The sequence below is a fragment of the Aquirufa sp. genome (assembly GCF_044342065.1).
In the GTDB taxonomy this organism is placed as follows: Bacteria; Bacteroidota; Bacteroidia; order Cytophagales; family Spirosomataceae; genus Aquirufa.
On the sequence record NZ_JBIIQN010000001.1, the window covers coordinates 1 to 21,881 of the forward strand.

The 21,881-nt window shown below is 39.8% G+C and carries 22 protein-coding genes and 1 pseudogene; 18 read left to right on the forward strand and 5 right to left on the reverse strand.

Features of this window, described 5'->3' with window-relative positions:
* A pseudogene (locus ACIQZ2_RS00005) lies at positions 1 to 392 on the forward strand (sodium:proton antiporter); the annotation flags it as partial.
* On the opposite strand, the gene ACIQZ2_RS00010 reads toward ACIQZ2_RS00005, so the two are convergent.
* Positions 389 to 1,066, reverse strand: a complete 678-nt coding sequence (locus tag ACIQZ2_RS00010) for a phosphatase PAP2 family protein (RefSeq protein ID WP_395766774.1) — start codon at positions 1,064 to 1,066, stop codon at positions 389 to 391. The pseudogene ACIQZ2_RS00005 and the gene ACIQZ2_RS00010 overlap by 4 nt on opposite strands.
* Positions 1,056 to 2,279, reverse strand: a complete 1,224-nt coding sequence (locus ACIQZ2_RS00015; RefSeq protein ID WP_395766775.1) for a peroxiredoxin family protein — start codon at positions 2,277 to 2,279, stop codon at positions 1,056 to 1,058. Before ACIQZ2_RS00015 ends, ACIQZ2_RS00010 begins: the two co-directional genes overlap by 11 nt.
* 108 nt (positions 2,280 to 2,387) lie before the next feature.
* On the opposite strand from ACIQZ2_RS00015, the gene rsmH reads away from it, so the two are divergent.
* From rsmH to ACIQZ2_RS00050, 7 genes are all read left to right on the forward strand, one after another.
* Positions 2,388 to 3,302 (forward strand): 16S rRNA (cytosine(1402)-N(4))-methyltransferase RsmH, encoded by a 915-nt coding sequence (gene rsmH, locus ACIQZ2_RS00020; protein WP_395766776.1) that lies wholly within the window; start codon positions 2,388 to 2,390, stop codon positions 3,300 to 3,302.
* Between the two features lies 1 nt (position 3,303).
* Positions 3,304 to 3,678: an FtsL-like putative cell division protein gene (locus ACIQZ2_RS00025; protein ID WP_395766777.1), complete on the forward strand. Its 375-nt coding sequence runs from the start codon at positions 3,304 to 3,306 to the stop codon at positions 3,676 to 3,678.
* 2 nt (positions 3,679 to 3,680) lie between these two features.
* Positions 3,681 to 5,816 (forward strand): penicillin-binding protein, encoded by a 2,136-nt coding sequence (locus tag ACIQZ2_RS00030; protein WP_395766778.1) that lies wholly within the window; start codon positions 3,681 to 3,683, stop codon positions 5,814 to 5,816.
* 1 nt (position 5,817) lies between these two features.
* Complete coding sequence (locus ACIQZ2_RS00035) at positions 5,818 to 7,278, forward strand: UDP-N-acetylmuramoyl-L-alanyl-D-glutamate--2,6-diaminopimelate ligase (protein WP_395766779.1); 1,461 nt, start codon at positions 5,818 to 5,820, stop codon at positions 7,276 to 7,278.
* A gap of 65 nt (positions 7,279 to 7,343) precedes the next feature.
* Positions 7,344 to 8,528: a phospho-N-acetylmuramoyl-pentapeptide-transferase gene (gene mraY, locus ACIQZ2_RS00040; RefSeq protein WP_395766780.1), complete on the forward strand. Its 1,185-nt coding sequence runs from the start codon at positions 7,344 to 7,346 to the stop codon at positions 8,526 to 8,528.
* A gap of 13 nt (positions 8,529 to 8,541) precedes the next feature.
* On the forward strand, positions 8,542 to 9,786 hold the full coding sequence (locus tag ACIQZ2_RS00045) for a 3-phosphoshikimate 1-carboxyvinyltransferase (RefSeq protein ID WP_395766781.1): 1,245 nt from the start codon (positions 8,542 to 8,544) through the stop codon (positions 9,784 to 9,786).
* A 103-nt stretch (positions 9,787 to 9,889) separates the two neighbouring features.
* Complete coding sequence (locus tag ACIQZ2_RS00050; RefSeq protein WP_395766782.1) at positions 9,890 to 11,164, forward strand: amidohydrolase family protein; 1,275 nt, start codon at positions 9,890 to 9,892, stop codon at positions 11,162 to 11,164.
* A 55-nt stretch (positions 11,165 to 11,219) separates the two neighbouring features.
* On the opposite strand, the gene ACIQZ2_RS00055 is transcribed toward ACIQZ2_RS00050, so the two are convergent.
* Positions 11,220 to 11,795, reverse strand: a complete 576-nt coding sequence (locus ACIQZ2_RS00055) for a DUF6580 family putative transport protein (RefSeq protein ID WP_395766783.1) — start codon at positions 11,793 to 11,795, stop codon at positions 11,220 to 11,222.
* An 81-nt stretch (positions 11,796 to 11,876) separates the two neighbouring features.
* Here ACIQZ2_RS00055 and ACIQZ2_RS00060 point away from each other — a divergent pair, with 81 nt between their 5' ends.
* From ACIQZ2_RS00060 to ACIQZ2_RS00075, 4 genes are read left to right on the forward strand one after another with little or no spacing between them, the layout of a single operon-like run.
* Positions 11,877 to 13,010 (forward strand): 5-(carboxyamino)imidazole ribonucleotide synthase, encoded by a 1,134-nt coding sequence (locus ACIQZ2_RS00060; RefSeq protein ID WP_395766784.1) that lies wholly within the window; start codon positions 11,877 to 11,879, stop codon positions 13,008 to 13,010.
* 10 nt (positions 13,011 to 13,020) lie between these two features.
* Positions 13,021 to 13,503 carry a 5-(carboxyamino)imidazole ribonucleotide mutase gene (gene purE, locus ACIQZ2_RS00065; protein WP_395766785.1) on the forward strand — a complete coding sequence of 161 codons (483 nt, stop codon included), beginning with the start codon at positions 13,021 to 13,023 and terminating at the stop codon, positions 13,501 to 13,503.
* Between the two features lie 13 nt (positions 13,504 to 13,516).
* Positions 13,517 to 14,122 (forward strand): LysM peptidoglycan-binding domain-containing protein, encoded by a 606-nt coding sequence (locus ACIQZ2_RS00070; protein ID WP_395766786.1) that lies wholly within the window; start codon positions 13,517 to 13,519, stop codon positions 14,120 to 14,122.
* Positions 14,122 to 15,060 (forward strand): M15 family metallopeptidase, encoded by a 939-nt coding sequence (locus ACIQZ2_RS00075; protein WP_395766787.1) that lies wholly within the window; start codon positions 14,122 to 14,124, stop codon positions 15,058 to 15,060. The genes ACIQZ2_RS00070 and ACIQZ2_RS00075 overlap by 1 nt, the downstream gene beginning before the upstream one ends.
* On the opposite strand, the gene fmt is transcribed toward ACIQZ2_RS00075, so the two are convergent.
* Entirely contained in the window at positions 15,050 to 15,967 is a 918-nt protein-coding gene (gene fmt / locus ACIQZ2_RS00080; RefSeq protein ID WP_395766788.1) for a methionyl-tRNA formyltransferase, read from the reverse strand. The two genes, ACIQZ2_RS00075 and fmt, sit on opposite strands and share 11 nt — an antisense overlap.
* A gap of 205 nt (positions 15,968 to 16,172) precedes the next feature.
* Here fmt and greA point away from each other — a divergent pair, with 205 nt between their 5' ends.
* Positions 16,173 to 16,646 (forward strand): transcription elongation factor GreA, encoded by a 474-nt coding sequence (greA, locus tag ACIQZ2_RS00085; RefSeq protein WP_395766789.1) that lies wholly within the window; start codon positions 16,173 to 16,175, stop codon positions 16,644 to 16,646.
* 42 nt (positions 16,647 to 16,688) lie between these two features.
* On the opposite strand, the gene ACIQZ2_RS00090 is transcribed toward greA, so the two are convergent.
* Positions 16,689 to 17,366, reverse strand: coding sequence for a YggS family pyridoxal phosphate-dependent enzyme (locus tag ACIQZ2_RS00090; RefSeq protein WP_395766790.1), 678 nt, complete (start codon positions 17,364 to 17,366; stop codon positions 16,689 to 16,691).
* 52 nt (positions 17,367 to 17,418) lie between these two features.
* On the opposite strand from ACIQZ2_RS00090, the gene ACIQZ2_RS00095 reads away from it, so the two are divergent.
* The 5 genes from ACIQZ2_RS00095 (at position 17,419) to ACIQZ2_RS00115 (ending at position 21,868) form a co-directional block, all read left to right on the forward strand.
* Entirely contained in the window at positions 17,419 to 18,441 is a 1,023-nt protein-coding gene (locus tag ACIQZ2_RS00095) for a hypothetical protein (protein WP_395766791.1), read from the forward strand.
* A 94-nt stretch (positions 18,442 to 18,535) separates the two neighbouring features.
* Positions 18,536 to 18,898: a 30S ribosomal protein S6 gene (gene rpsF, locus ACIQZ2_RS00100; protein WP_315576951.1), complete on the forward strand. Its 363-nt coding sequence runs from the start codon at positions 18,536 to 18,538 to the stop codon at positions 18,896 to 18,898.
* Between the two features lies 1 nt (position 18,899).
* On the forward strand, positions 18,900 to 19,151 hold the full coding sequence (gene rpsR, locus ACIQZ2_RS00105) for a 30S ribosomal protein S18 (RefSeq protein WP_377983693.1): 252 nt from the start codon (positions 18,900 to 18,902) through the stop codon (positions 19,149 to 19,151).
* 40 nt (positions 19,152 to 19,191) lie between these two features.
* Entirely contained in the window at positions 19,192 to 19,635 is a 444-nt protein-coding gene (rplI, locus tag ACIQZ2_RS00110; RefSeq protein ID WP_395766792.1) for a 50S ribosomal protein L9, read from the forward strand.
* An 85-nt stretch (positions 19,636 to 19,720) separates the two neighbouring features.
* Positions 19,721 to 21,868, forward strand: a complete 2,148-nt coding sequence (locus tag ACIQZ2_RS00115) for a sialate O-acetylesterase (RefSeq protein ID WP_395766793.1) — start codon at positions 19,721 to 19,723, stop codon at positions 21,866 to 21,868.
* Positions 21,869 to 21,881 lie beyond the last annotated feature (13 nt).

The window sequence follows — 21,881 nt, forward strand, 5'->3', positions numbered from 1 at the left end:
TGTTCTTTTTAGGAATTTTATTGGCGATCGGGGCTTTGGAGTCCTTTGGCTTTTTGGGTCAACTCGCTACGTACCTGGAGTCAAGTCTTGGCAATCAATTTGTCATTGTAACAGCCATTGGCATTGCTTCCTCAGTGGTCGATAATGTGCCTTTGGTAGCTGCGGCAATGGGGATGTATCCTTTGGCTAATTTTCCCATGGATCACGCCATGTGGGAGTATTTAGCTTTTTGTGCTGGAACCGGTGGAAGTATTTTAATTATTGGATCTGCAGCCGGGGTTGCCGTCATGGGGATGGAAAAAATCGACTTTATTTGGTATGCCAAACGCATTGGCTTTTTAGCGCTTATTGGCTATCTTGCAGGTGCTGCAACCTATTTGTTGCTACATTAAAATGCATAACTCAATCGGGCGGCATAGAAGTTTGGCGCAACGATAGGCTCCCATTGAAGCGTTGTTTTTTTTACTGATTTCTGGAGTTTGGGATATAACCAATAGGCAAATTCTGCTGAAGCAATCCCAACCGCGGCTCCCATGGCCACATCGCTTGCCCAATGTTTATTGTTGGCCATTCTTAATGCTCCCGTCGCTGTGGCAAGTGCATACCCACCGATTGCAATCGCAGGATATTTTTTACCATAAACACGATCAAGCATTCGGGCGCCAAAAAATGCCGTTGTTGTATGCCCTGAGGGAAAGCTGTATTCCGTGCCATCCGGTCGAATTTCGTTAATGCTTCGTTTTAGACCTTTGGTAACGATGGCATAGGTTCCTGTGCCGATTAAAAAGGTAGCGAAAGTCTCTTTGCGTTTATGTTCATCTTTTAGACCTGCTACATGTAGACCGATATTAAGTAAGGTAGGGCTATATTGTAAGATATTATCTGCGGAGGATTTAAATCCAGCAAAGTGTTCTTGGTAAATTTCCCGCTGCGCTTCTTTGGCAAAATCGGTATATAAAATGGCACTTATACCGGTTAAACCGGCCACGTAATACAAGGATTTATTTTGAGCCAAGCCACTTAGGCTCAGGCACAAAAAGAAAATGCAAAGAAATTTATTTTTCATTCAAGAGGTTTTGAATCGTTTGTTCAAACTCATGAATCCAGTCTGTATAATAAACACCCGTTCCAGGTCCTGAAAACCCGGTATGTATTTCACGCACTTTCCCTGTTTTGTCTAAGATAAAGGTTGTCGGGTAACCATTGATTTTATGTAACATCGGTAGCACCTGAGCTATCGTTTCATCGTTCGGTTGGCCGGCAAAAAGGATTTCATAATCTACACCTAAACGCTTCTTGAAGTTTTCAATTTTAGGACCAGAGATGCTTAATTCTGGTGAATATTCAAAGGCTAATCCAATGACTTCTACTCCTTGATCTTTCATTTTTTTATAAAATGGAGAAAGGTAGCGGGATTCATCTAAGCAGTTAGGGCACCAGGATCCCATCAGTTCGATAACCACAACTTTATTCTGGTAACGATCATCTAAAAGGCTTATGATTTTTCCGGCTGGATTTGGTAAACTAAAGTTGATGCGATCAAATCCCGGCTTCAAATACGTTAATTTTTTAAGATCTGGTAGGCTAGCCTTGTCGTCTTTGATTGCTGTAAAGTTTCTTTTCCCTGCCAAACCTGCAAAGTGTAGACCTTCAATTTGATTGCCAATTAATTTACTGCGGAATTGCATGATGCCACTTCCATCAAAATAGCTTAACAGTAAACTATCTCCACTGACGTTCCCTTGCAAAAAGCGATAATCCCCGCTTGTTTTTAACACCGTTCCGGTTACCTCATTCCCTTTTTGATTTAATAGCATTACTCCTGGGCTATGATTATTCTCGTCCGACCAAAAATCTGCTGCATATTTTCCGGTCAAATTGATTTTTGATGGAGACAAGTTTTCAAAACGGTCTTTACTGCCGGCTTTGGCTTGAAATGGGATTCGAAACAATAACTTTCCATTACGTTTTTTTTGCCAAAACCCGATTAAGGTCTTGCTGTCTTTCACATGACCAATTAATTCAGAGTCGTATAATTCAAAAGGGACAACGATTGAATCGCCGCGAAAATAGGCATCACCTTGTGTTGCGATTTCAGATCCATTTTGAATACGGATATCCACTTTGGTTTTTGAGGCCTGAGCGCCTACGATGAAATTGAATGGAAGCTTCCCACCAAAATGATCAAGTTCTCCCCGCCAAGGTCCACTTGTGGGTACTTGGGCCAGGCAAAAACTACTGGAAAATATCGCTAATATTAATGTAAAGATTGATTTCATAAATCGCATTTATTTTTACAAAGATAGGGGATAAACTTTGTCACAAAAAAATCAGCTTTGTATTAAAAAAGCCTATGCTTGCCAACAGATAATTTGTAAATTTGAAGAATGTCTGAAAGTACATATCACACCTCGGTTTTATTGCATGAATGTTTGGCTGGTTTAGCGATTAAGCCGGATGGAATATACGTGGATGTAACGTTTGGTGGAGGTGGACATTCAAAAGCAATTCTCGAAAAATTAGGGCCAAATGGTAAATTGTTTGCCTTTGATCAGGATCCAGATGCATGGAAACAAGCGGATTTAATTGATGATGAGCGCTTGACTCTGATTACAGCAAATTTCAGATACCTTGAAAAGTATTTGCGCTTACAAGGGATGAAGCAGGTTGATGGAATTTTAGCGGATTTTGGGGTTTCATCATTCCAATTGGATGCAGCAGCGCGTGGATTTTCTACCCGTTTTGATGGGCCGCTCGACATGCGTATGGGACCATCCGCTCCATTATCGGCAGCAGAGATTTTAAATACCTATTCGGCAGCTGATTTACAGAAGCTTTTTGGTATGTATGGCGAAATAAAGAATGCGAAAACCTTAGCTTTGGCAGTTGTGCAGGCCAGGACGCAAAAACCCTTAGAAACCACGGGGGAGTTTAAGGAGATTTTATTTAAATTAGCTCCGCGCAACAAGGAGTTCCGATATTTTGCTCAGGCTTTTCAAGCGATACGCATTGAAGTCAATCAGGAATTAAAAGTTATCGAGGAATTTTTGGAACAAACTCCTAACGTTTTAGTGAATGGGGGCCGATTATGTATAATTTCTTTTCATTCTTTGGAAGATCGGTTGGTGAAAAATTTTATCCGAACAGGGGATTGTTTTGGTAAGGAAGACAAGGATCTTTTTGGAGTGGTACATAAACCCTTGGAAAGTGAAATTCGTAAACCCATAACGGCCTCAGAAATTGAATTGAAAGAGAATCCAAGGTCAAGGAGCGCAAAATTGAGAATCGCAAGTAAAATATAACATGGCAAATGCAGTAAAAAGTAATTCGAATGAATCCAAGACAAAATCGAAAGGTGGTATCATGGATTTATTATTTAACATCGATTCCTTAACGGGGGGAGAACTGCCCTTCGATTTGTTGAAAAAGATTTTCTTTATTTCAGGTCTCATTATGGTCTACATTTATTACACCATGATGGCTGAGAGTAAAATACATCGAATAGAAAGTGTAAAAATGGATTTGGAGGAGATTAGGGCTGATTATACCACACAGAAAGCCGAGTACATGAAGGTGGGCAAGCAAAGTTATTTGGCGCTCGCCATGAAGAAATACAATTTGGAGTTGAGTTTAACTCCACCGATTAAATTAGTAGCAGATAAAGAAAAAGAGCAATAGAAATGGCGAAGTCATCAACCCAGAATATTCGGCAGATTATCACCAAGCGGTTCAACATTTTCTTTATTTTAATGTTATTCGCCTTTATTATACTCCTTGTTTTCCTTGTTAAGTTGGTATTTGTGGATGGACCATCGTTAAAATTAGATGCATCAGCAAAATATTTAAAGGAGCGTTCGATTCCGGCAGTCAGAGGAAATATATATGCGAGTGATGGCAGTCTATTGGCCACGTCTCTTCAAAAATATCGATTAGGAATGGATTTTTCGGTTTTTAAAACCCCGAAAATGAAAGAAACGTATGAAAAGAATTCACGTGCATTGGCGGAACATTTAGCGGCTTTTTATATGGATCGCACAGCTGATGAATACTTCTACATGATGAAAAAAGCGTTTGATACAAAAACGAGGTTTATCATAATTAACAAGCGCTTATTGGATTTTCAAGAACGAAAAAAAGTCCTAACCTTTCCCATTTTTAATTTACATCCTAATAATCCTATTAAAACAGGGGTCGTTTTTGAGAAAAAGGATGTACGTTATGCGCCTTTCGGGCAGACGGCTTATCGGACAATTGGTTATTTCAAAGATAAAAACAAGGTTGGCTTAGAAGGCGCATTCGATAAAGAGCTGTCGGGTATACCGGGGCACGGTATTTTTGAAAAAATGGATAAAAACTTGTGGCGGCCTGTGGATGGAAGTAAAGAAGTTCTGCCCCAAAAAGGCTTGGATATACATACGACCTTGGATGTGGATATTCAAGACATCGTAGAGTTGGCATTAATGAAATCACTGGATGCCTACAAAGGGGATTATGCGACGGCTATTGTTATGGAGACAGCAACAGGTGAGATAAAAGGTATTTCCAACTTAAAAAAGGATGCGAATTCACCTACGGGTTATTCAGAAGCCCAAAATTTTGCTATCGAGGTTTCTGACAATGATCCAGGTTCTGTGTTCAAATTACCTGCTATGATGGCCATGTTAGAGGAATCAAATATGCCATTGACGGAGAAAGTGACTACAGGTGGGAAATATACGATTTTTAATAAAACTATGACGGATTCGCATGATTATGGAACCTTGACGGCCCAGGCAGTAATCGAGCGGTCGTCTAATATTGGTATGATTAAATTGATGCAACGGGTTTTTGGTTCTAAGCCGAGAAAATGGTATGATTATTTGAGAAGTTTTCACATGCTGGATCCGTTGGATTTTCAAATCAAACCCGTAACAGCAAAACCCAAATTTACGGTTCCAGAAAAATGGGATAAGATTACATACATGTGGACCTCGGTAGGTTATTCATCCAATACCTCACCGCTCCATATTTTAGCTTTTTATAATGCGATTGCCAACAATGGTTATTGGGTTCAGCCCATTATCGTGAAGAAAGCAACGCAAGGGGAGGAAGTGATAATCGATTATACGAAACTGCAGAAACGAGATGCTAAACCGATATGTTCCAAGGAAACGCTCGAAAAACTTAAGATTATGTTAAAGGGTGTAGTAGAAAGAGGAACGAGTGATAATTTATATGGTACCGTATACGGTATTGCTGGAAAAACAGGAACAGCGCAGCGGCATCCAAAAGGGCAGTATATTTCAGGTACGTATTACGTTTCATTTACGGGGTATTTCCCGGTCAATAACCCCAAATATACGGTTATGGTGGCGATGGATTATCCAAAAGGTAGTGCAGAATCAACCTATGCTCGTCAAGTTACCGCTCCCGTTTTTAAAGATATTTCAGAACGCATTTATGCCCGTGACGTAAAATTGCAACGTCAGTTGACCGGCTATCTACCCGACTCATTGAATAATGCTTCGTTGCGTCATTTGATTCATCCTTTGGATCATGGGATTTTATATTCGAATTTTGGCTTCCCAAGAATCGAGGAAGATGGTCGTTGGCTTTCCTTTCAGTTAACTAAGAAGGATGTAAAGAATTATGGAGTCAGTTTTGTGCCGAAAAAAATACCTAATGTGGTTGGAATGAATTTACGAGATGCACTTTTTGTTTTAGAAAATCAAGGATTGAAGGTGCGTGCTAATGGATTAGGGTTTGTAAAATCACAATCTATTCCTGCCGGGTCTCCACTTCAAAAGAATGCACTCATAAACATTCAACTTCAATAGTATGGAACATTTGTCTTCGCAGCTAATTGCATCTGTTGACAAGCTCCAACAAGTTGGAGAGGATCAAGCAATAAGCCATTTATGTTTTGATTCTCGTCAGGCTAAACCGGGGTCTTTATTTTTTGCCATTCCTGGGACCCAAGCAGATGGTCATCAGTTCTTGCCACAGGTTTTTGCCCAAGGATGTACTGCCTGCGTAGTTGAAATAATCCCCGAAGTTATTCCTGACGGTGTGTGGCTTTTGCAAGTACGCGATTCTAATGAGGCAATGGCTCAGGTAGCATCTGTATTTTATGGGAACCCTTCGGCGCACCTTAATTTAGTAGGGATTACGGGAACCAATGGAAAAACGACGAGTGTAACCTTGTTATTCGAACTATTTAAATCCTTAGGCCATCGATGTGGATTGATCTCTACCGTTCAGAACAAGATTGAGGATCGCATTATTCCTGCTACGCACACGACACCAGATGCTTTAAATTTAAATGCGCTTTTAGCTGAGATGCGGTCTGCGGGTTGTACCCATGTTTTCATGGAAGTTAGTTCACATGCTGTCGTTCAAAAGCGCATTTTTGGGCTAACATTTAAAGGTGCCATTTTTTCAAATATCACACGAGATCATTTAGATTTTCACGAAACATTTGATGCCTACATAAAAGCAAAAAAAGGGTTTTTTGATGCATTACCGAAGAACGCATTTGCTTTAATTAATGTGGATGATAAGCGCGGTATGGTGATGTTGCAAAATACCAAGGCGACGAAATCGAGTTACGGCATTCTTGAATCCGCCGATTTCAAAGCCAAGGTTAAAGCCAACGTACTCTCGGGTTTGCAATTGGAATTGGATGGTCAAGAGATACATGCGCAATTGATCGGACAATTTAATGCTTATAATTTGTTGGCGATATATGCGACAGCCATCCTATTGGGCGAGCAAAAAGAGGAGGTTTTGATTGCATTATCAGGACTTAAAACGGCTACAGGACGTTTTGAACAAATGCATGGACCTGATCAAAAAATGGCAATTGTTGATTATGCTCATACCCCCGATGCGCTTGAAAATGTATTGAAAACCATTCAAGCTATTCGACAAAAGCAGCAACATATCATCACGGTAGTAGGCTGTGGGGGCAATCGTGATGCAGGCAAAAGGCCCATTATGGCTGCTATTGCGGCACAATATAGTGACCACGTGGTATTGACTTCGGATAATCCCAGGTTTGAAGATCCTGAAATAATTTTAGATCAAATGCAAGTTGGGATTACCGCAGAAACTAAATCACATATTGTTCGTATATCGGATCGGAAACAAGCCATTCTAGAGGCTATTCAGACGTTGGCACATGCCGGGGATATCATCTTGGTTGCAGGTAAGGGGCATGAAACCTATCAAGAAATTCAAGGAGTAAAGCATGATTTTGATGACAAAAAGGTCATTGCAGAAGCATTTGCGAAAGTTTGATTTAGCCGTAAATTTTTGCAAATTTGCTAATTCGTTGATTTTTTCACCCACTCCACCAGCAAGGCATGTTTTATTACCTTTTTGAATACCTCGATAAAACCTTAAACATTCCGGGTACTGGAGTTTTTCAATACATCACATTTCGTGCGGTTGCTGCCGTAATTACATCCTTAGGTATTGCCGCGATATGGGGAAAGGCGGTTATTTATCGTTTGCAGCGATTGCAGATCGGAGAAGAAATACGCGATTTAGGTTTAGAGGGCCAAATGGCAAAGAAGGGAACCCCAACAATGGGTGGGTTCATCATTTTGCTCTCCCTATTAATTCCAACGCTTTTGTTTGCCAAAATTACCAACGTATATATCGTCTTGTTATTAACCTCGGCCGTTTGGTTAGGTGCTGTTGGCTTTGCTGATGACTACATTAAGGTATTCAAAAAGAACAAAGATGGTTTATCAGGCAAGTTCAAAATTGTAGGCCAAATAGGCTTAGGGATAATTGTTGGTCTGACCATGTACTTTAATCAACACATTAAGGTACGTGAATTCGCAGCTAATGGGACTTTTGTTGATCACAAATCACTTCTTACCACGGTTCCTTTTATGAAAGGCAACTCGTTTGATTATAACATGTTGTTGCCTGATTTCTTACCGGATGAATACGTCTGGATTGTGTATGTTTTGGTGGTGATTTTTATAATTACTGCTGTTTCAAACGGCGCTAATATTACGGATGGAATTGATGGTTTAGCTGCAGGGACTTCAGTGATTATTGGAATTGCGCTGGCGATATTGGCTTATGTATCCGGAAATAAAGTGATTTCACAGTATTTAAATGTGATGTTTATTCCAAATTCTGGGGAGTTGGCCGTTTTTTGTGCGGCGTTTGTTGGGGCTTGTATTGGATTTCTTTGGTATAATGCATATCCCGCTCAAGTTTTCATGGGCGATACGGGAAGTTTGATGCTGGGCGGTGTTATTGCAACACTCGCTATTGTGATTCGAAAAGAGATGCTTATTCCCATTTTGTGTGGAATCTTTTTGATTGAAAATTTGTCGGTGATTATGCAGGTAGGCTATTTTAAATATACCAAAAGAAAGTATGGAGAAGGTCGACGAATCTTTTTGATGTCGCCTTTGCATCACCATTTTCAAAAGAAAAATTATCACGAAGCTAAAATTGTTACGCGCTTTTTAATTGTAGGCATCATTTTAGCCGTTATATCATTAGTAACTTTAAAATTACGCTAAGCGTATATCCGTTTTGAGTCAAATTCGCCTTTATCCTCGTTCACAATCGTTTCAAGAAATCATCCCGTTACCCTCCTCAAAATCAGAGAGTAATCGAGCGTTAATTATTAACGCGTTGGCAGGAGGAAGCATCGATAACTTATCAAATTTGGCGGAGGCTCGAGATACACAAACCATGATTCGCCTTTTAGCGGATGACGCTAATCCGGTTGCGGATGTTTTAGATGCAGGTACAACCATGCGGTTTTTGACGGCTTATTATGCTATAATGGGTTCGTCCAAAAAAATGACAGGAACTCCTAGAATGTGCGAACGCCCTATTGGAATTTTAGTTGATGCATTACGCGCTTTAGGAGCATCGATTTCATATGAACATAATGAGGGCTATCCTCCATTGAAGTTATCAGGCTTTCACTATGCCGGTAAGCGTGAATTAACAATCCGAGGGGATGTAAGTTCACAATTTATTTCAGCAATTTTGATGATTTCGCCCTTATTGCCTGATGGTATATTACTGCATATAACAGGTTCTTTAGGTTCGAAGCCTTATGTTGAAATGACCTTGGCTCAAATGGCTCAATTTGGTATTCAGGCTACTGTTTCCTGGGATAAAGGATTAATTGATATTCCTGCTCAAAAGTACACCGCAGCCCCTTTCGCTGTAGAGTCAGACTGGTCGGGCGCAAGTTATTGGTATTCAATGGTGGCTTTATCACCATTTGAGGATAGCACTTTGGAATTATTGGGCTTGAAAGAAGAATCGCTACAAGGCGATGCCGCTATTCGCGAAATTATGTTGCCGCTGGGTGTAAAAAGTACCTTTACGGGTCGAGGGTATTTGTTGACGAAATGTGAAGCTGTTTCAGAATTAGCTTGGGATTTTACGGATTGCCCAGATTTAGCACAAACGATTAGTGTGGTTGCGGCGGCCAAAAATATTGTTTTGCAATTAACGGGAATAGAATCACTCAAAGTGAAGGAAACCGATCGAGTTTTAGCCTTACAAAATGAGTTGAAAAAATTAGGTGCAGCATTACGTGAGATTAAGACAAATGAACTTTACAGGGTTTCAGGTTCATTTAGCTCTGAAGGGATTGTTCCCGAAATAGACACCTATGATGATCATCGAATGGCAATGGCGTTTGCACCCGTCGGTCTTTTACGGGAAATTGTTATACACGAACCGACTGTTGTGGCAAAATCCTATCCAAGTTTTTGGAATCATGTGGAATTGTTGTTGAAATCATCGACCAACTAATTTCCTTTTTTTAGCTGTTAAAATTCTTTTTTTTGCGTAGAATTGTAAATGCTGCCGAGTTCTTAATACGCGGGCTACGCTACCATTATAAACAACTCAAACTATGAAACAGATTTTACTATTGGCATTATTATCACCTTTGGCTTTATTGGGTCAAAAAACGTTTTTATACTGCGGTAAATTGGTCGATGTAAAGGCCGGAAAAGTTCTAACTGCCTACACCATCGTGGTAGAAGGCAAAAAGATTCAACATATTCAACCAGGTTATCTTCCTGCAGGAAAAACAGATCGAATCATTGACTTGAAAAACAAAACGGTTTTACCTGGATTGATCGACATGCATGTACACATGGAAAGTGAAACCAACCCGAACGCATATCTAGATCGATTTACAAAAAATCCAGGAGATGTGGCGTATCAGGCACTGGTACATGCGAAGAAAACGCTAAATGTAGGATTTACCACCGTGCGCGATTTAGGTGGAACGCACGTTGTAATTAGTTTGCGTAATGCTATCAATAAAGGTACCGTCGACGGTCCACGTATATTTACTGCTGGCGTGGCAATTGCCACCACAGGTGGTCATGCGGATGATGCAAATGGACTTAATGAAACATTTAAAAAGGATTTAGGCCCAGAGGATGGCGTTGTGAATGGATTGTCAGATGCTGCTAAGGCTGTTCGCCAACGGTATAAGGAAGGTTCAGATTTAATTAAAATTACAGCTACCGGGGGCGTACTAAGCTATGCAAAAGATGGCATGGGAGCTCAGTTCACGGAAGAGGAAGTTCGAGCCATCGTTCAAACAGCTAAGGATTATGGTTTTAGAGTGGCGGCGCATGCGCACGGTGCCGAAGGCATGAAACGAGCAATTTTGGGTGGTGTTAACTCCATTGAGCACGGCACCTACATGACGCCTGAGGTGATGGAATTAATGAAAGCGCATGGAACGTATTATGTTCCTACTATTATCGCGGGACGTTCTGTGGCAGATTCAGCCAAAATACCCAATTACTACCCAGAAATGGTGAAGAAAAAGGCAGAATCCATTGGACCAATCATCCAATCAACTTTTGGTAAAGCGTATAAAGCAGGCGTAAAAATTGCGTTTGGCACTGATGCAGGTGTTTTTGGCCACGGGAAAAATCTAAATGAATTTTTGTTGATGCATGAAGCTGGCATGCCAGCAATGGAAGCCATTCAATCAGCGACAGTTGCTGCTGCCGACTTGTTAGGACAATCTGACTTGATTGGGTCGATTGAAGTAGGTAAGCTCGCAGATATCGTTGCAGTTGATGGTGATCCAACTCAACATATGGAGGACATCTTAAAGATGAAATTTGTGATGCGAGACGGTAAGGTTTACAAACAAGAATAACTAAAAAGCCCGAATGAAAATTCGGGCTTTTTAGTTAAGTATATCTGCATTTTAATTAATGCTGAACGGCAAGCACTTTATTTTTTACTAACTCAAATCCACCAAAGAAAACAGCAGAGAAGAAAAATTGACTTATGATTGCATTCTTTAAAAATGGCAATGCTGCTGCATAGCAACTTAATAAACCGGTGATATCTTTGGAATATACTACGGCGTTACCCACATGAAATCCATAGCCTATGGCATCACCTGCCCAAACCGCAAAGTTTGAAAGAAGAAAAAATCCAATGACGCTCATGACATTTGCGCCCATGAACGTGCTTAGGTTTGAAATGCGAGAACCCATCAAGGCAATTAACGCAAACAAGCTTAAATGAATTATATCGATTCCCCATGAAAATCCGTCGAAATATTGTGGATAAACCAGGTTATTTAAGATTAAATTCGAAATCCAAATAGGAACAATGGACCAAATGATTGCTTGAGAACGATTTAATGCATAAGCGCCGGCAAATAGTGCCATTGAACTTACAGGAGAAAAATTAGCCCATGATGGGTTTAATAATATTAAAAATCGACTGGCTACTGCGAGGGCAAGAAATCCCAAGAGGACCATTGTGCGCTTTGTCATTTGATATTTCTTTGAGTGGGAAGCTAAATAATTTCCAAAGGTAAAACAAAAGCCGTAATTTTATCTATTCTATTTCAATTTATGTATAAAGCTTTGCCGTCAATTGGACTTTTGGGTGGTGGACAGTTAGGTCGAATGTTGCTTCAAGCGGCGATTGATTTGGACATCAAGGTTTCATGTCTTGATCCAGATGCCGAGGCCCCCTGTCATGAATTGGCTCATTTATTTAAGCAAGGCTCTTTTCAAGACTATAATTCGGTTTATCAATTCGGGAAACATTTCGATGTAATTAGTATTGAAATTGAACATGTAAACATCGAGGCGCTGGAGCAATTGGAAAAAGAAGGGAAGCAGGTTTATCCTCAACCACATATTTTGCGGATGATTCAAGATAAGCGGCTTCAAAAGCAATTTTTTCAAGATCATGGATTTCCTACAGCTCCATTTGTGTTAACTGAAAAACAAGCTGACATCACCTCACATGCTGATTTTCTACCTGCTTTTCATAAACTTGGCAAGGGAGGGTATGATGGCAAAGGGGTACAGCGTATATCATCTATAGCTGATCAGTCGAAGGCATTTAATGCTCCAGGTTTGCTAGAAAAAGCAGTAGATTTTGAGAAAGAATTGGCAGTAATTGTTGCAAGAAATCCACAGGGTGAAACAAAAGCTTTTCCAGCCGTGGAAATGGTATTTCATCCCGAACATAATTTGGTTGATTTTTTGTTCTCTCCAGCTTTTATTTCCCAAGAAATTGCATCGAAAGCGGAAAAAATGGCATTGGAATTAATTGAAAAAATGGGGTTAGTTGGCGTATTAGCTGTGGAAATGTTTTTAACTTCCTCAGGTGAAATTTTGATTAATGAAGTAGCCCCAAGGCCTCATAATTCTGGCCATCAAACAATACGCGGGAATGAAACCTCCCAATATGAGCAGCATTTACGGGCGATCTCCGGCCTACCTTTAGGAAGTACAAAAGCCCAAGGGGTTTCGGGTATGTTGAATTTGCTAGGTGCTGCTGGTTTTAATGGCCCAGTCAAATATGAAGGTTTGGGTGATGCTTTAGCAATTCCAGGGGTATATCCCTTTTTGTACGGCAAAAAAATAACAAAACCTTTTCGTAAAATGGGGCATGTAACTATTTTAGGGGATTCAAAGGAAGCTATTATTGCCAAGTCTAAAAAAGTAAAAAACCTAATCCGTGTGGTTAGCTAAATAATAAAATATGGTAGGAATCATCATGGGAAGCAGCTCTGATCTGCCTGTAATGCAAGATGCAATTCAAGTTTGTAAAGATTTTGGCATTGCCTATGAAGTTGATATTGTATCGGCGCATCGAACCCCTGTTAAAATGCTCGAATATGCACAATCAGCAAAATCAAGAGGTGTTCAAGTAATAATTGCTGGCGCAGGAGGAGCGGCACATTTACCTGGCATGGTAGCCTCCGCTACAGTTTTACCTGTAATCGGTGTTCCAGTAAAATCATCAAACTCATTGGATGGCTGGGATTCGATACTTTCGATTTTGCAAATGCCCAATGGCGTGCCTGTCGCCACTGTCGCATTAAATGCTGCTAAAAATGCAGGTCTTTTGGCAATGCAAATGATTGCCCTTAGCGATGTATCTCTATCCTCGAAATTAGAACTTTACAAGGCCGACTTAATTGAAAAAGTTGCTGAAATGAGTCAAAAAACGCGGAGTTTATAATAATTTCAAATTTATGAAAGAAAGTAATTCATCTAATTTGCCTCTAATAACCTTAATTGTGTTATCAGTGACCGTAGTAGCTTTATTGTTTGTAGGATACGAACATTTTTTAGCGCCTGATACAACAATTTTAGCCAAAGCTGAAAAAGTACAACAAGAAGAAGATGACTTGCCCATGGAGGATATTGCTTCTCCTACCGTACTTCGGGATTCAACCGTAAGTGATTCATCAAGCGAGGAAGAACCGGTAGATCAAGCTGCATTGGACTTAGAGAGACAAAAAAAAGAGGCCGAAGCTGAAAAGGTTCCCGATGTGGAGGTTGATGAGCCTGAAGGCAAATCGTATACGTATCAAGCTGATCCAAATGAATCAGCGGAATCTATTGCCAAGCATTTTGGGATGACTGTCGACCAACTGAAATCCATGAACCCTTCAGGTGTAAAAGGTGGAGGGAAAGTAAAAGTGAAAGTTCAAGCCATACACATTGTTGGCAAAGGGGATATATTGCGTGTCGTTGCTGAAAAGTATAAAATTTCAAAAAAGGCCCTTATGGACGCAAATCATAAAACAGAGGATGTTACGATGCGAGGAGAGGAGTTGGTGATACCGCTTAAATAATGCGTGTTCTACTCTTTTTATGTTTTTTATTTCTTTGGTTGCCTGTCGAGGCACAAATTGATTCTGTTCGGTTAACATGTTTGCCTCAAAAAATCGAATCCTTACAGGCACCCGATTTACTTTGGATGTACCGCCAGCGAGATACCTTGCCGAATCACAGTGCATCAGGCGACTTAAATCTGGTAATTGATGGCCAATTTGCCAAGCTAACTGATAGTACAAGTTTGCGTTATTTGGCGAGTCTACGGGTTGATTATCCAGCTTTGGATTCGATATGGTTACCTGTCTTACGTTCAGAGGTATTCGCATTTGAAGTTCAAAAGGATAGTTTGAAACATCGGATTGGACAAATGGGGTGGTCGATGCGTTTTTTGCAGGCTGTGAGAAATTTGAAACGCCAACAGGAGTTGAAGAATTCAGGGAGATCTCAGGTTTATTTATCTTTTCATAATTTTAATTTAGCTGCTGATGTGGGATTATATGTCCGAAGAAAGTATCTAAGGATATCGCCCAGATACACACGTATGGGGCAAGAGGCGAAACAACTCGGAATGTTTTGGGGAGGTGATTTTGTAGGATTTCCAGATCCGGGTCATGTGCAGCGATTTATCAATAGTGCAGATTTAGTCAGTAAATTTCCTGCATTAGCTTTTGAATTTGAAAAGTACAGAGATCATTATCAATCCATTGTTTACAGAAATGCGAATCGATTAAACAAGGTTCGTGACACGAAGGCTTTACTAATGACTTTAGATAGCTTGAAAGTGGGTAAGGTTTGTGCCTGTCAAATAGCGATTATGCCAAAGGAAATCACAACCACCAGTGATTATGCGCTTGTCGAAGTGAATAGTACGCAAAATTGGGTTTTTATAAAGCCTAGGCAAGGAAATGGATACTTTTACGCCTTAGGTCGATGGGCATTTGTGCCTAAAAAGTAAGGTTATATCCACGTAAAAATTCGTCGATTTTCATGCGCTTTTTGCCTTCCATTTGCCATTCTAGGATCTCGATATAGCCGTCTTGGCATCCTACGCGTAAAAAGGTTTTTTGGTCTGTATCCCAAATCCCAATTCCTAAATCAGGAATCACTTCAGGATGAAACTTAATATGAACTAACTTGCAATTTTTCCCTTGGAATGTCGTGTGTGATCCTGGGAATGGATACATACCACGTACCAAATTGTATATTTCTGATCCCGTTTTGGACCAATGAACTTCACCCATGGCTCTATTCAGTTTCGGGGCTGGTTTCATGGCCATGGTCTCATCTTGTGGGATGGGCTGAGTTTTACCTGCCTGAATGGCATGAGCAGTTTTAACAACAAGGTTGGCCCCCTTTTTCATGAGTCGGTCATATACGTCGCCTGTGGTATCATCCGGGTAAATGGGTTCTGTTTCTTGGAAAAGAAGATCTCCAGTATCTATTTCATGTTGCAAGAAAAATGTAGTAACACCGGTTGTGGTTTCCCCATTAATTACTGCCCAGTGAATAGGAGCCGCTCCCCGATAATTAGGAAGTAAAGATCCATGCAGATTGAAGGTCCCCATAAGAGGTAAATTCCATACGACCTCTGGCAGCATACGAAAGGCAACGATAACTTGTAGGTCAGGTTTATATAGCTTTAATTCTTCTATGAATGTGGGATCCTTCAGTTTTAGTGGCTGGAGAACTGGAAGCCCAAGCGTTTCGGCATATTGTTTAACAGCGGATGACTGTAATTGCTGGCCTCGTCCGGCAGGTTTATCAGGAGCAGTGACAACTGCTACTACATCAAAATTTGCTTGAATGAGTGCCTCAAGGCTTGCAACTGCAAAATCAGGGGTGCCAAAAAAAACGATACGCATAGAAGATGGGGCTGGTTGAAAATGTTTTTTGATTGTTGTAAAACATTTTTTGTTTACCTTTGTGGCTTACCAAAACTGATTTTGTGTTAGCAAAGCAACATTTATTTTAGTTCCGAATCCGAAACAAAACTACAAATAATTTAAGTAGAACGGTCGGAGGCCGTTCTATTTTGTTTTTAACACATGCACTAACTTCTGTTCCATTATGGCAAAGTTTCAATATTATACGGCAGAGGCCCTAGATAAGTTAAAGGCTGAACTACATCATTTAAAAATTCAAGGTCGCTCTGATATGGCAAAACAAATCGCGGAAGCCCGAGACAAGGGAGATCTGAGTGAAAATGCAGAATATGATGCTGCCAAGGATGCTCAGGGCTTATTGGAGTTAAAAATATCGAAGTTGGAAGAAGTAGTTTCCAATGCTCGAGTGCTCGATGAGTCAACGATTGATTTAACGATTGTTTCGATTTACTCCATAGTTGAGATTCGAAATACAAAGAATAATGCAAAGGTAAAATATACCATTGTCTCTGAAGAAGAGGCTGATTTACGTGCGGGTAAGATTTCGGCATCTTCTCCCTTTGGTAAAGGATTGCTTGGCAAGAAAGTAGGCGAGTTGGCTCAAATTCAAGCACCGGCTGGACATATGGAATTCGAGATTTTATCATTGGCTCGATAGTCGCACATATAATTTTTGAAAGCCTCCTTTTGGGGGCTTTTTTTATGCCCTAGGCCCAAAAATGGCAGAACCTACCCGGACCATGGTTGAGCCTTCCTGTGCGGCCAGTAAGTAATCTCCTGACATTCCCATGGAGATTTCTTGCCAAACTACTCTTTGGGAATCCAATCCTATTTCCTCAGATTTAAACAAATCAAAAAGGGCTTTAAGTTGTTTGAATTCCTTTTGGATTTGGGACGTATTTTCCGTGAAGGTAGCCATTCCCATAAGACCAACAAGTTGAATATTGGCTAAATTTACTAACTCTGGATTCTGAAGGATATCGATCGCTTCTTGTTTGTCTAATCCAAATTTTGTGTCCTCCTGAGCGATATATATTTGAAGTAAGCACGGTATCACCCGATTATGTTTCTCTGCTTGTTTATTGATCTCTTTTAAAAGACTGAATGAATCAACTGAATGAATCAGGTGAATAAAAGGTGCAATGTATTTTACCTTATTGGTCTGCAAATGGCCAATTTGGTGCCATTTAATATCATTTGGTAACTGCGCCTGTTTGTCGACCATTTCTTGCACACGATTTTCTCCAAAATCACGAATGCCACAGGCATGTACATCTTGTAACTCTTTGATACTTCGTGTTTTGGTTACCACAATTAAATTGCATGGGTATGCATGTAATTCGGCTTGAATTTTAGCTACTTCTTTCGATATGGACATCGTGTATAAAATAATTGTGATGTAAAATTAATTTATTATTTTTGATTCTTCGGTGCGGCATAAGCTTGCGGCAGCAAATTACATAACATCAATGCAATCAGATTCGATAGGTTCTAGAGAAAAACGATTGGAACGCCTGGTCTACCTTTTGGCCTTTTTGGTATTCCTATTGGCTGGAATGCTGTACATTGAAAAGTACCAACCTGATTTTTGGAAATTAGGACAATCACAAGAGACTTTTGTTGAGAATGCTAAGGAGCGATTAGATTCCATCTCGAAACAATTACAGGTTCGTATGATTCAAATTAAACGCTTGGGCGGCCGCGTAAATGAACTTGAGAAGGCGCGTTTACAGATATTAGGAGATCAAAAAGAGCTAGCAGAACATCCTGAAATGGGACCAGAGGAGTTTCAGAAAAAATTGGCATATTATTTACGTTTATTGGGGTTAAAAGACCAAGAAATCAAAAAATTACGTCGTGAAAATGTATTCTTGTTGGCACGAAATGATTCTTTAAGTAGAGAAGCAAAATTGTTGCAAGATGGCCTTTCAAATGTGCAGAAAGCGTTACGTGATTCAAGTGCTACTTTTGGTATCGAGAAAAGAGAATTGAATGAGCGTTCGCGTGTTTTGGAAGTAAGAAACCAAGAGTTAGCGGAAAAAGTATCAGTTGCAGCTGCCTTACGAGCAGAAGGGGTTAACGTTTACGCAATTTCGTCCCGCGGAAAAGAGTCCGGAATGCAAGGCCAGAAAGCCAAGCGAATTGATAAGATTCGGGTTATTTTTCATCTGCAAAATAACTCTTTGGCAACACGTGAAATCAAAACGATTTATTTGCGGATTATTGAACCTACTGGCAATACCTTGTCCGATTACGCGTTAGGTTCGGGTACGGTCTTATTTAAAGGTAAGGAATTAGTATACACCGCCAAACAACGTATTTTTTACGAGAACAATCACCAATCGGTGGAATTTATATACCCGCGATCTACTCCGTATCGAGAGGGCAAACATGAGATCGAGCTTTATGCAGAGGGATTTCTCATAGGCTTGGGGACTTTTGAGGTACGATAATCCTAATTTATTTTTGGCTAAGTTTTTGATTGTTAAGTATTATTCATACTTTTGCAATCCAAATTTTTTTTAAGTTTTTAAACAACAATTTTGTATGCAATTAAAAAACTACGAGACGGTGTTCATTTTAACTCCCGTTTTGTCTGAGCAACAGACAAAGGACGCCGTTGAAAAATTCAAAAAATTATTGGTAGATAATGGTGCTCAAATCGTTCATGACGATGCTTGGGGCTTACGCAAGTTGGCTTACCCAATCCAAAACAAGCATACCGGTTTCTATCAAATATTTGAATTTGCAGCGGATCCTCAGTTAATCGCGAAATTAGAGCTTGAATACAAGCGCGATGAAAAAGTAATTCGTTTCTTGACTACCGCGTTAGATAAGCACGCGGTATTGTACAATGAGAAAAAGAGAAAAGGTTTAGTAGGTAGAAAACCAGAAAAAACAGAAGCATAAGATGACATTAGTTAACGAACCTGTAGATAAAAATAGTAATCGCAAAAAATATTGCCGTTTTAAGAAAGCGGGCATTAATTACATTGATTACAAGAACCCAGACTATTTATTGAAGTTGGTGAATGAGCAAGGTAAAATTTTACCTCGTCGTATTACGGGAACTTCTTTGAAATTCCAACGTCGTGTAGCGCAAGCAATTAAGCGTTCACGTCACCTAGCCTTGATGCCTTATGTGGCGGATGGTTTAAAATAAACTGGGGGTAACCTGATAAACATTTGATTGTAAAAATAAGATGGAAATTATATTAAAAACGGATATTGCTGGGTTAGGATATAAGAACGACGTTGTAGCGGTGAAAGCTGGTTATGGTCGTAATTACTTAATTCCACAAGGATTTGCTGTGATGGCAACTCCATCCAATCGTAAAGTATTAGCTGAGAACGTAAAGCAAGCAGCGCATAAAGTGGAGAAAATCCGTCAAGATGCGTTTGAATTAGCTTCATCTATCGGCGAGTTGTCATTAACCATCGCAGCGAAAGCGGGTGATAGTGGTAAAATCTTCGGACGTGTAACGAGTTTACAAATTTCTGAGATGTTGAAAGAAAAAGGATTCGATGTTGATCGTAAGAAAATTTCTTTTGACTCAGAGGTAAAAATGACTGGTGATTACACAGCTACTTTAGATTTGCATAAAGAAGTGAAACACAAAATTTCTTTTTCTGTAGTAGGCGAGTAATTTAGTGTACGTTAGATAAGTTTAAAGGTCGTATTGGTTTTCTAATACGACCTTTTTTTGTATTTTGCATTCAGATTAATGCAATATGAAATATTTGATTTTGGCTATAGGATTATTAACTTTTCATTGGGCACATGCTCAGACGAAGGTTTTGTTTCCACACAATCGACAGATATTTCAACGTGATAAGTCAAATCAAGCCGTCTTTTCTGTATTAGGCAATTGCCCAGTCCAAGCAAATAAAGTTCAGGTTAAGTTAGTATCGCTTAATGGAGGTGAAAAAGAATCCACTCAATGGGAAGATATCTCTCCTCGACCTGCTGGCGGATTGTTTAATGGACGTATAAAAGCCAAGGGGGGATGGTATACCTTGAAAGTCAGGTCATTTAAGGATCAAATTTTACTGGACTCTGCACAGCTTTTGCGTGTAGGTGTAGGAGACAATTACCTTATTTCTGGCCAATCAAACGCGCAAGGCACCATTCGTAAATCAAACGAACAAGGTGCTACGGACGATCGAGTTAATGTAGCAAATTTTTACACCAAAGATGTAGCTTCTAATCAAGGAGGTAATTATCAGTTTTTAGGAGAGCAAAGCTTAGATTTTCCAATGAATCAATTTGTTCAAATGGACAGCTTATCAACCAGTGGTCCCATTGGATTATCGCCTTATTACTGGGCAGCTTTAGGTGATAGTTTGGTAAAAACGTATCAAGTACCTGTGTGTTTTATTAATACCGGCTGGACGGCTACTTCCATTCGAAATTGGGTTGAATCAGCAGAAGGTCTATCCTCAACCAATCCATGGGCATCCGTATTATCCTATCCTAAAGGATTTCCTTATGCAAATTTAAAGCGAGCCCTGGAAGTTTATGGTAAAAATATGGGGTTTAAAGCAGTGTTATGGCATCAAGGTGAAACAGATAGTAATTTCGATATGCCCAAACAGGCATATCAAGATTATTTAAAGAAATTAATCCAATATGCCCGTAGAGATGCAGGTTTTCCTATACCTTGGGTAATCGCTGAGGTGTCCTATTTTTCAGCCCTTACAGAAGCGGGTTGTACAACGGGAAAAATTAATATGGATATTATTCAAGCCCAACGAGATATTTTGAATTTGGATGATTTGCCAAATGTTTATTCTGGGCCTAATACGGATAGTATTGAAGTGCCACGCAAGGGTGATAATCTGTCTTTATGTGTCCATTTTACCAAAGATTCCTATCAAGAACTAGCTAGTAAATGGTTGACCAAAATAAAAGACCTAAACAAAAAGGAAGTAAATCCGATGGTTGCGGAAAATCTACCATTAGTATCTCTTTATTGTGACAAGGATTCGACACTTTGTGTAAAAGGGATACCAGCTATTACAGGAAAAAAAATAGAGTGGCTTACTTCAGATGGAACCTATGTAAATTCGGCAACAGATAATCAATCTTTAGTGGCCGGAAAGTATCAACTGGTCATTACAGATTCACTTCAGCAAAAGCAAATCACCCCCGTTTTTCTTCTTCAGCCGATTGTGAAACCAGATGTGCCAACAGTTACGGTCAATGGCACGTTAATTTTTTGTCAAGGTCAACAAGTAAATTTGGAAGCAAAAGCGCAGTATGCCAATTTTTATTGGAGTTCAGGACAGCGAGTGAGTTCAATTTCGGTAAATACGGAAGGTACATTCAACGTTTTTACACAAGACGATTTAGGTTGTAAGTCAAACAATTCCGCTACACTTACAACAAAGGTCTTCGCTAATCCAAGTACACCGGTAATTAGCCAATTAAGTCCTTACTTTATAACCGGAGGAGTTAAATTATTCGATGTAGATTTTAACTGGTCGCTCAATAATTTGCCTATCAACTCAGAAAAGGGTGTTAATCTTCGGGTTAATCAAGCCGGAACCTATAAGGTATTTGCTTCCAAATCATATCCTAACGGGCCTAAATGTATTTCTCCAACGGTTGAGATTAATTATGTTTTACCAGCTGACAAAGGATTATCAGTATACCCTAATCCCGCAATAAGTTCGGTTACGATTCAGTCAAAGTCAAACTTAATGGGTGCTTCATTTTCATTGTATTCCTTGGATGGCAGATTGGTATTGGATGGAACAATTAAAGAAGATGGGGCTTTTGGATTTAAAGTAGATTCTTTATCTGCTGGTTGGTATAAGTTGGTGGTTAAGCCACGATCAAATGAAGTGTTACAACAAACGCTAATTATTGGGCAATAAAAAAAAGCCACCT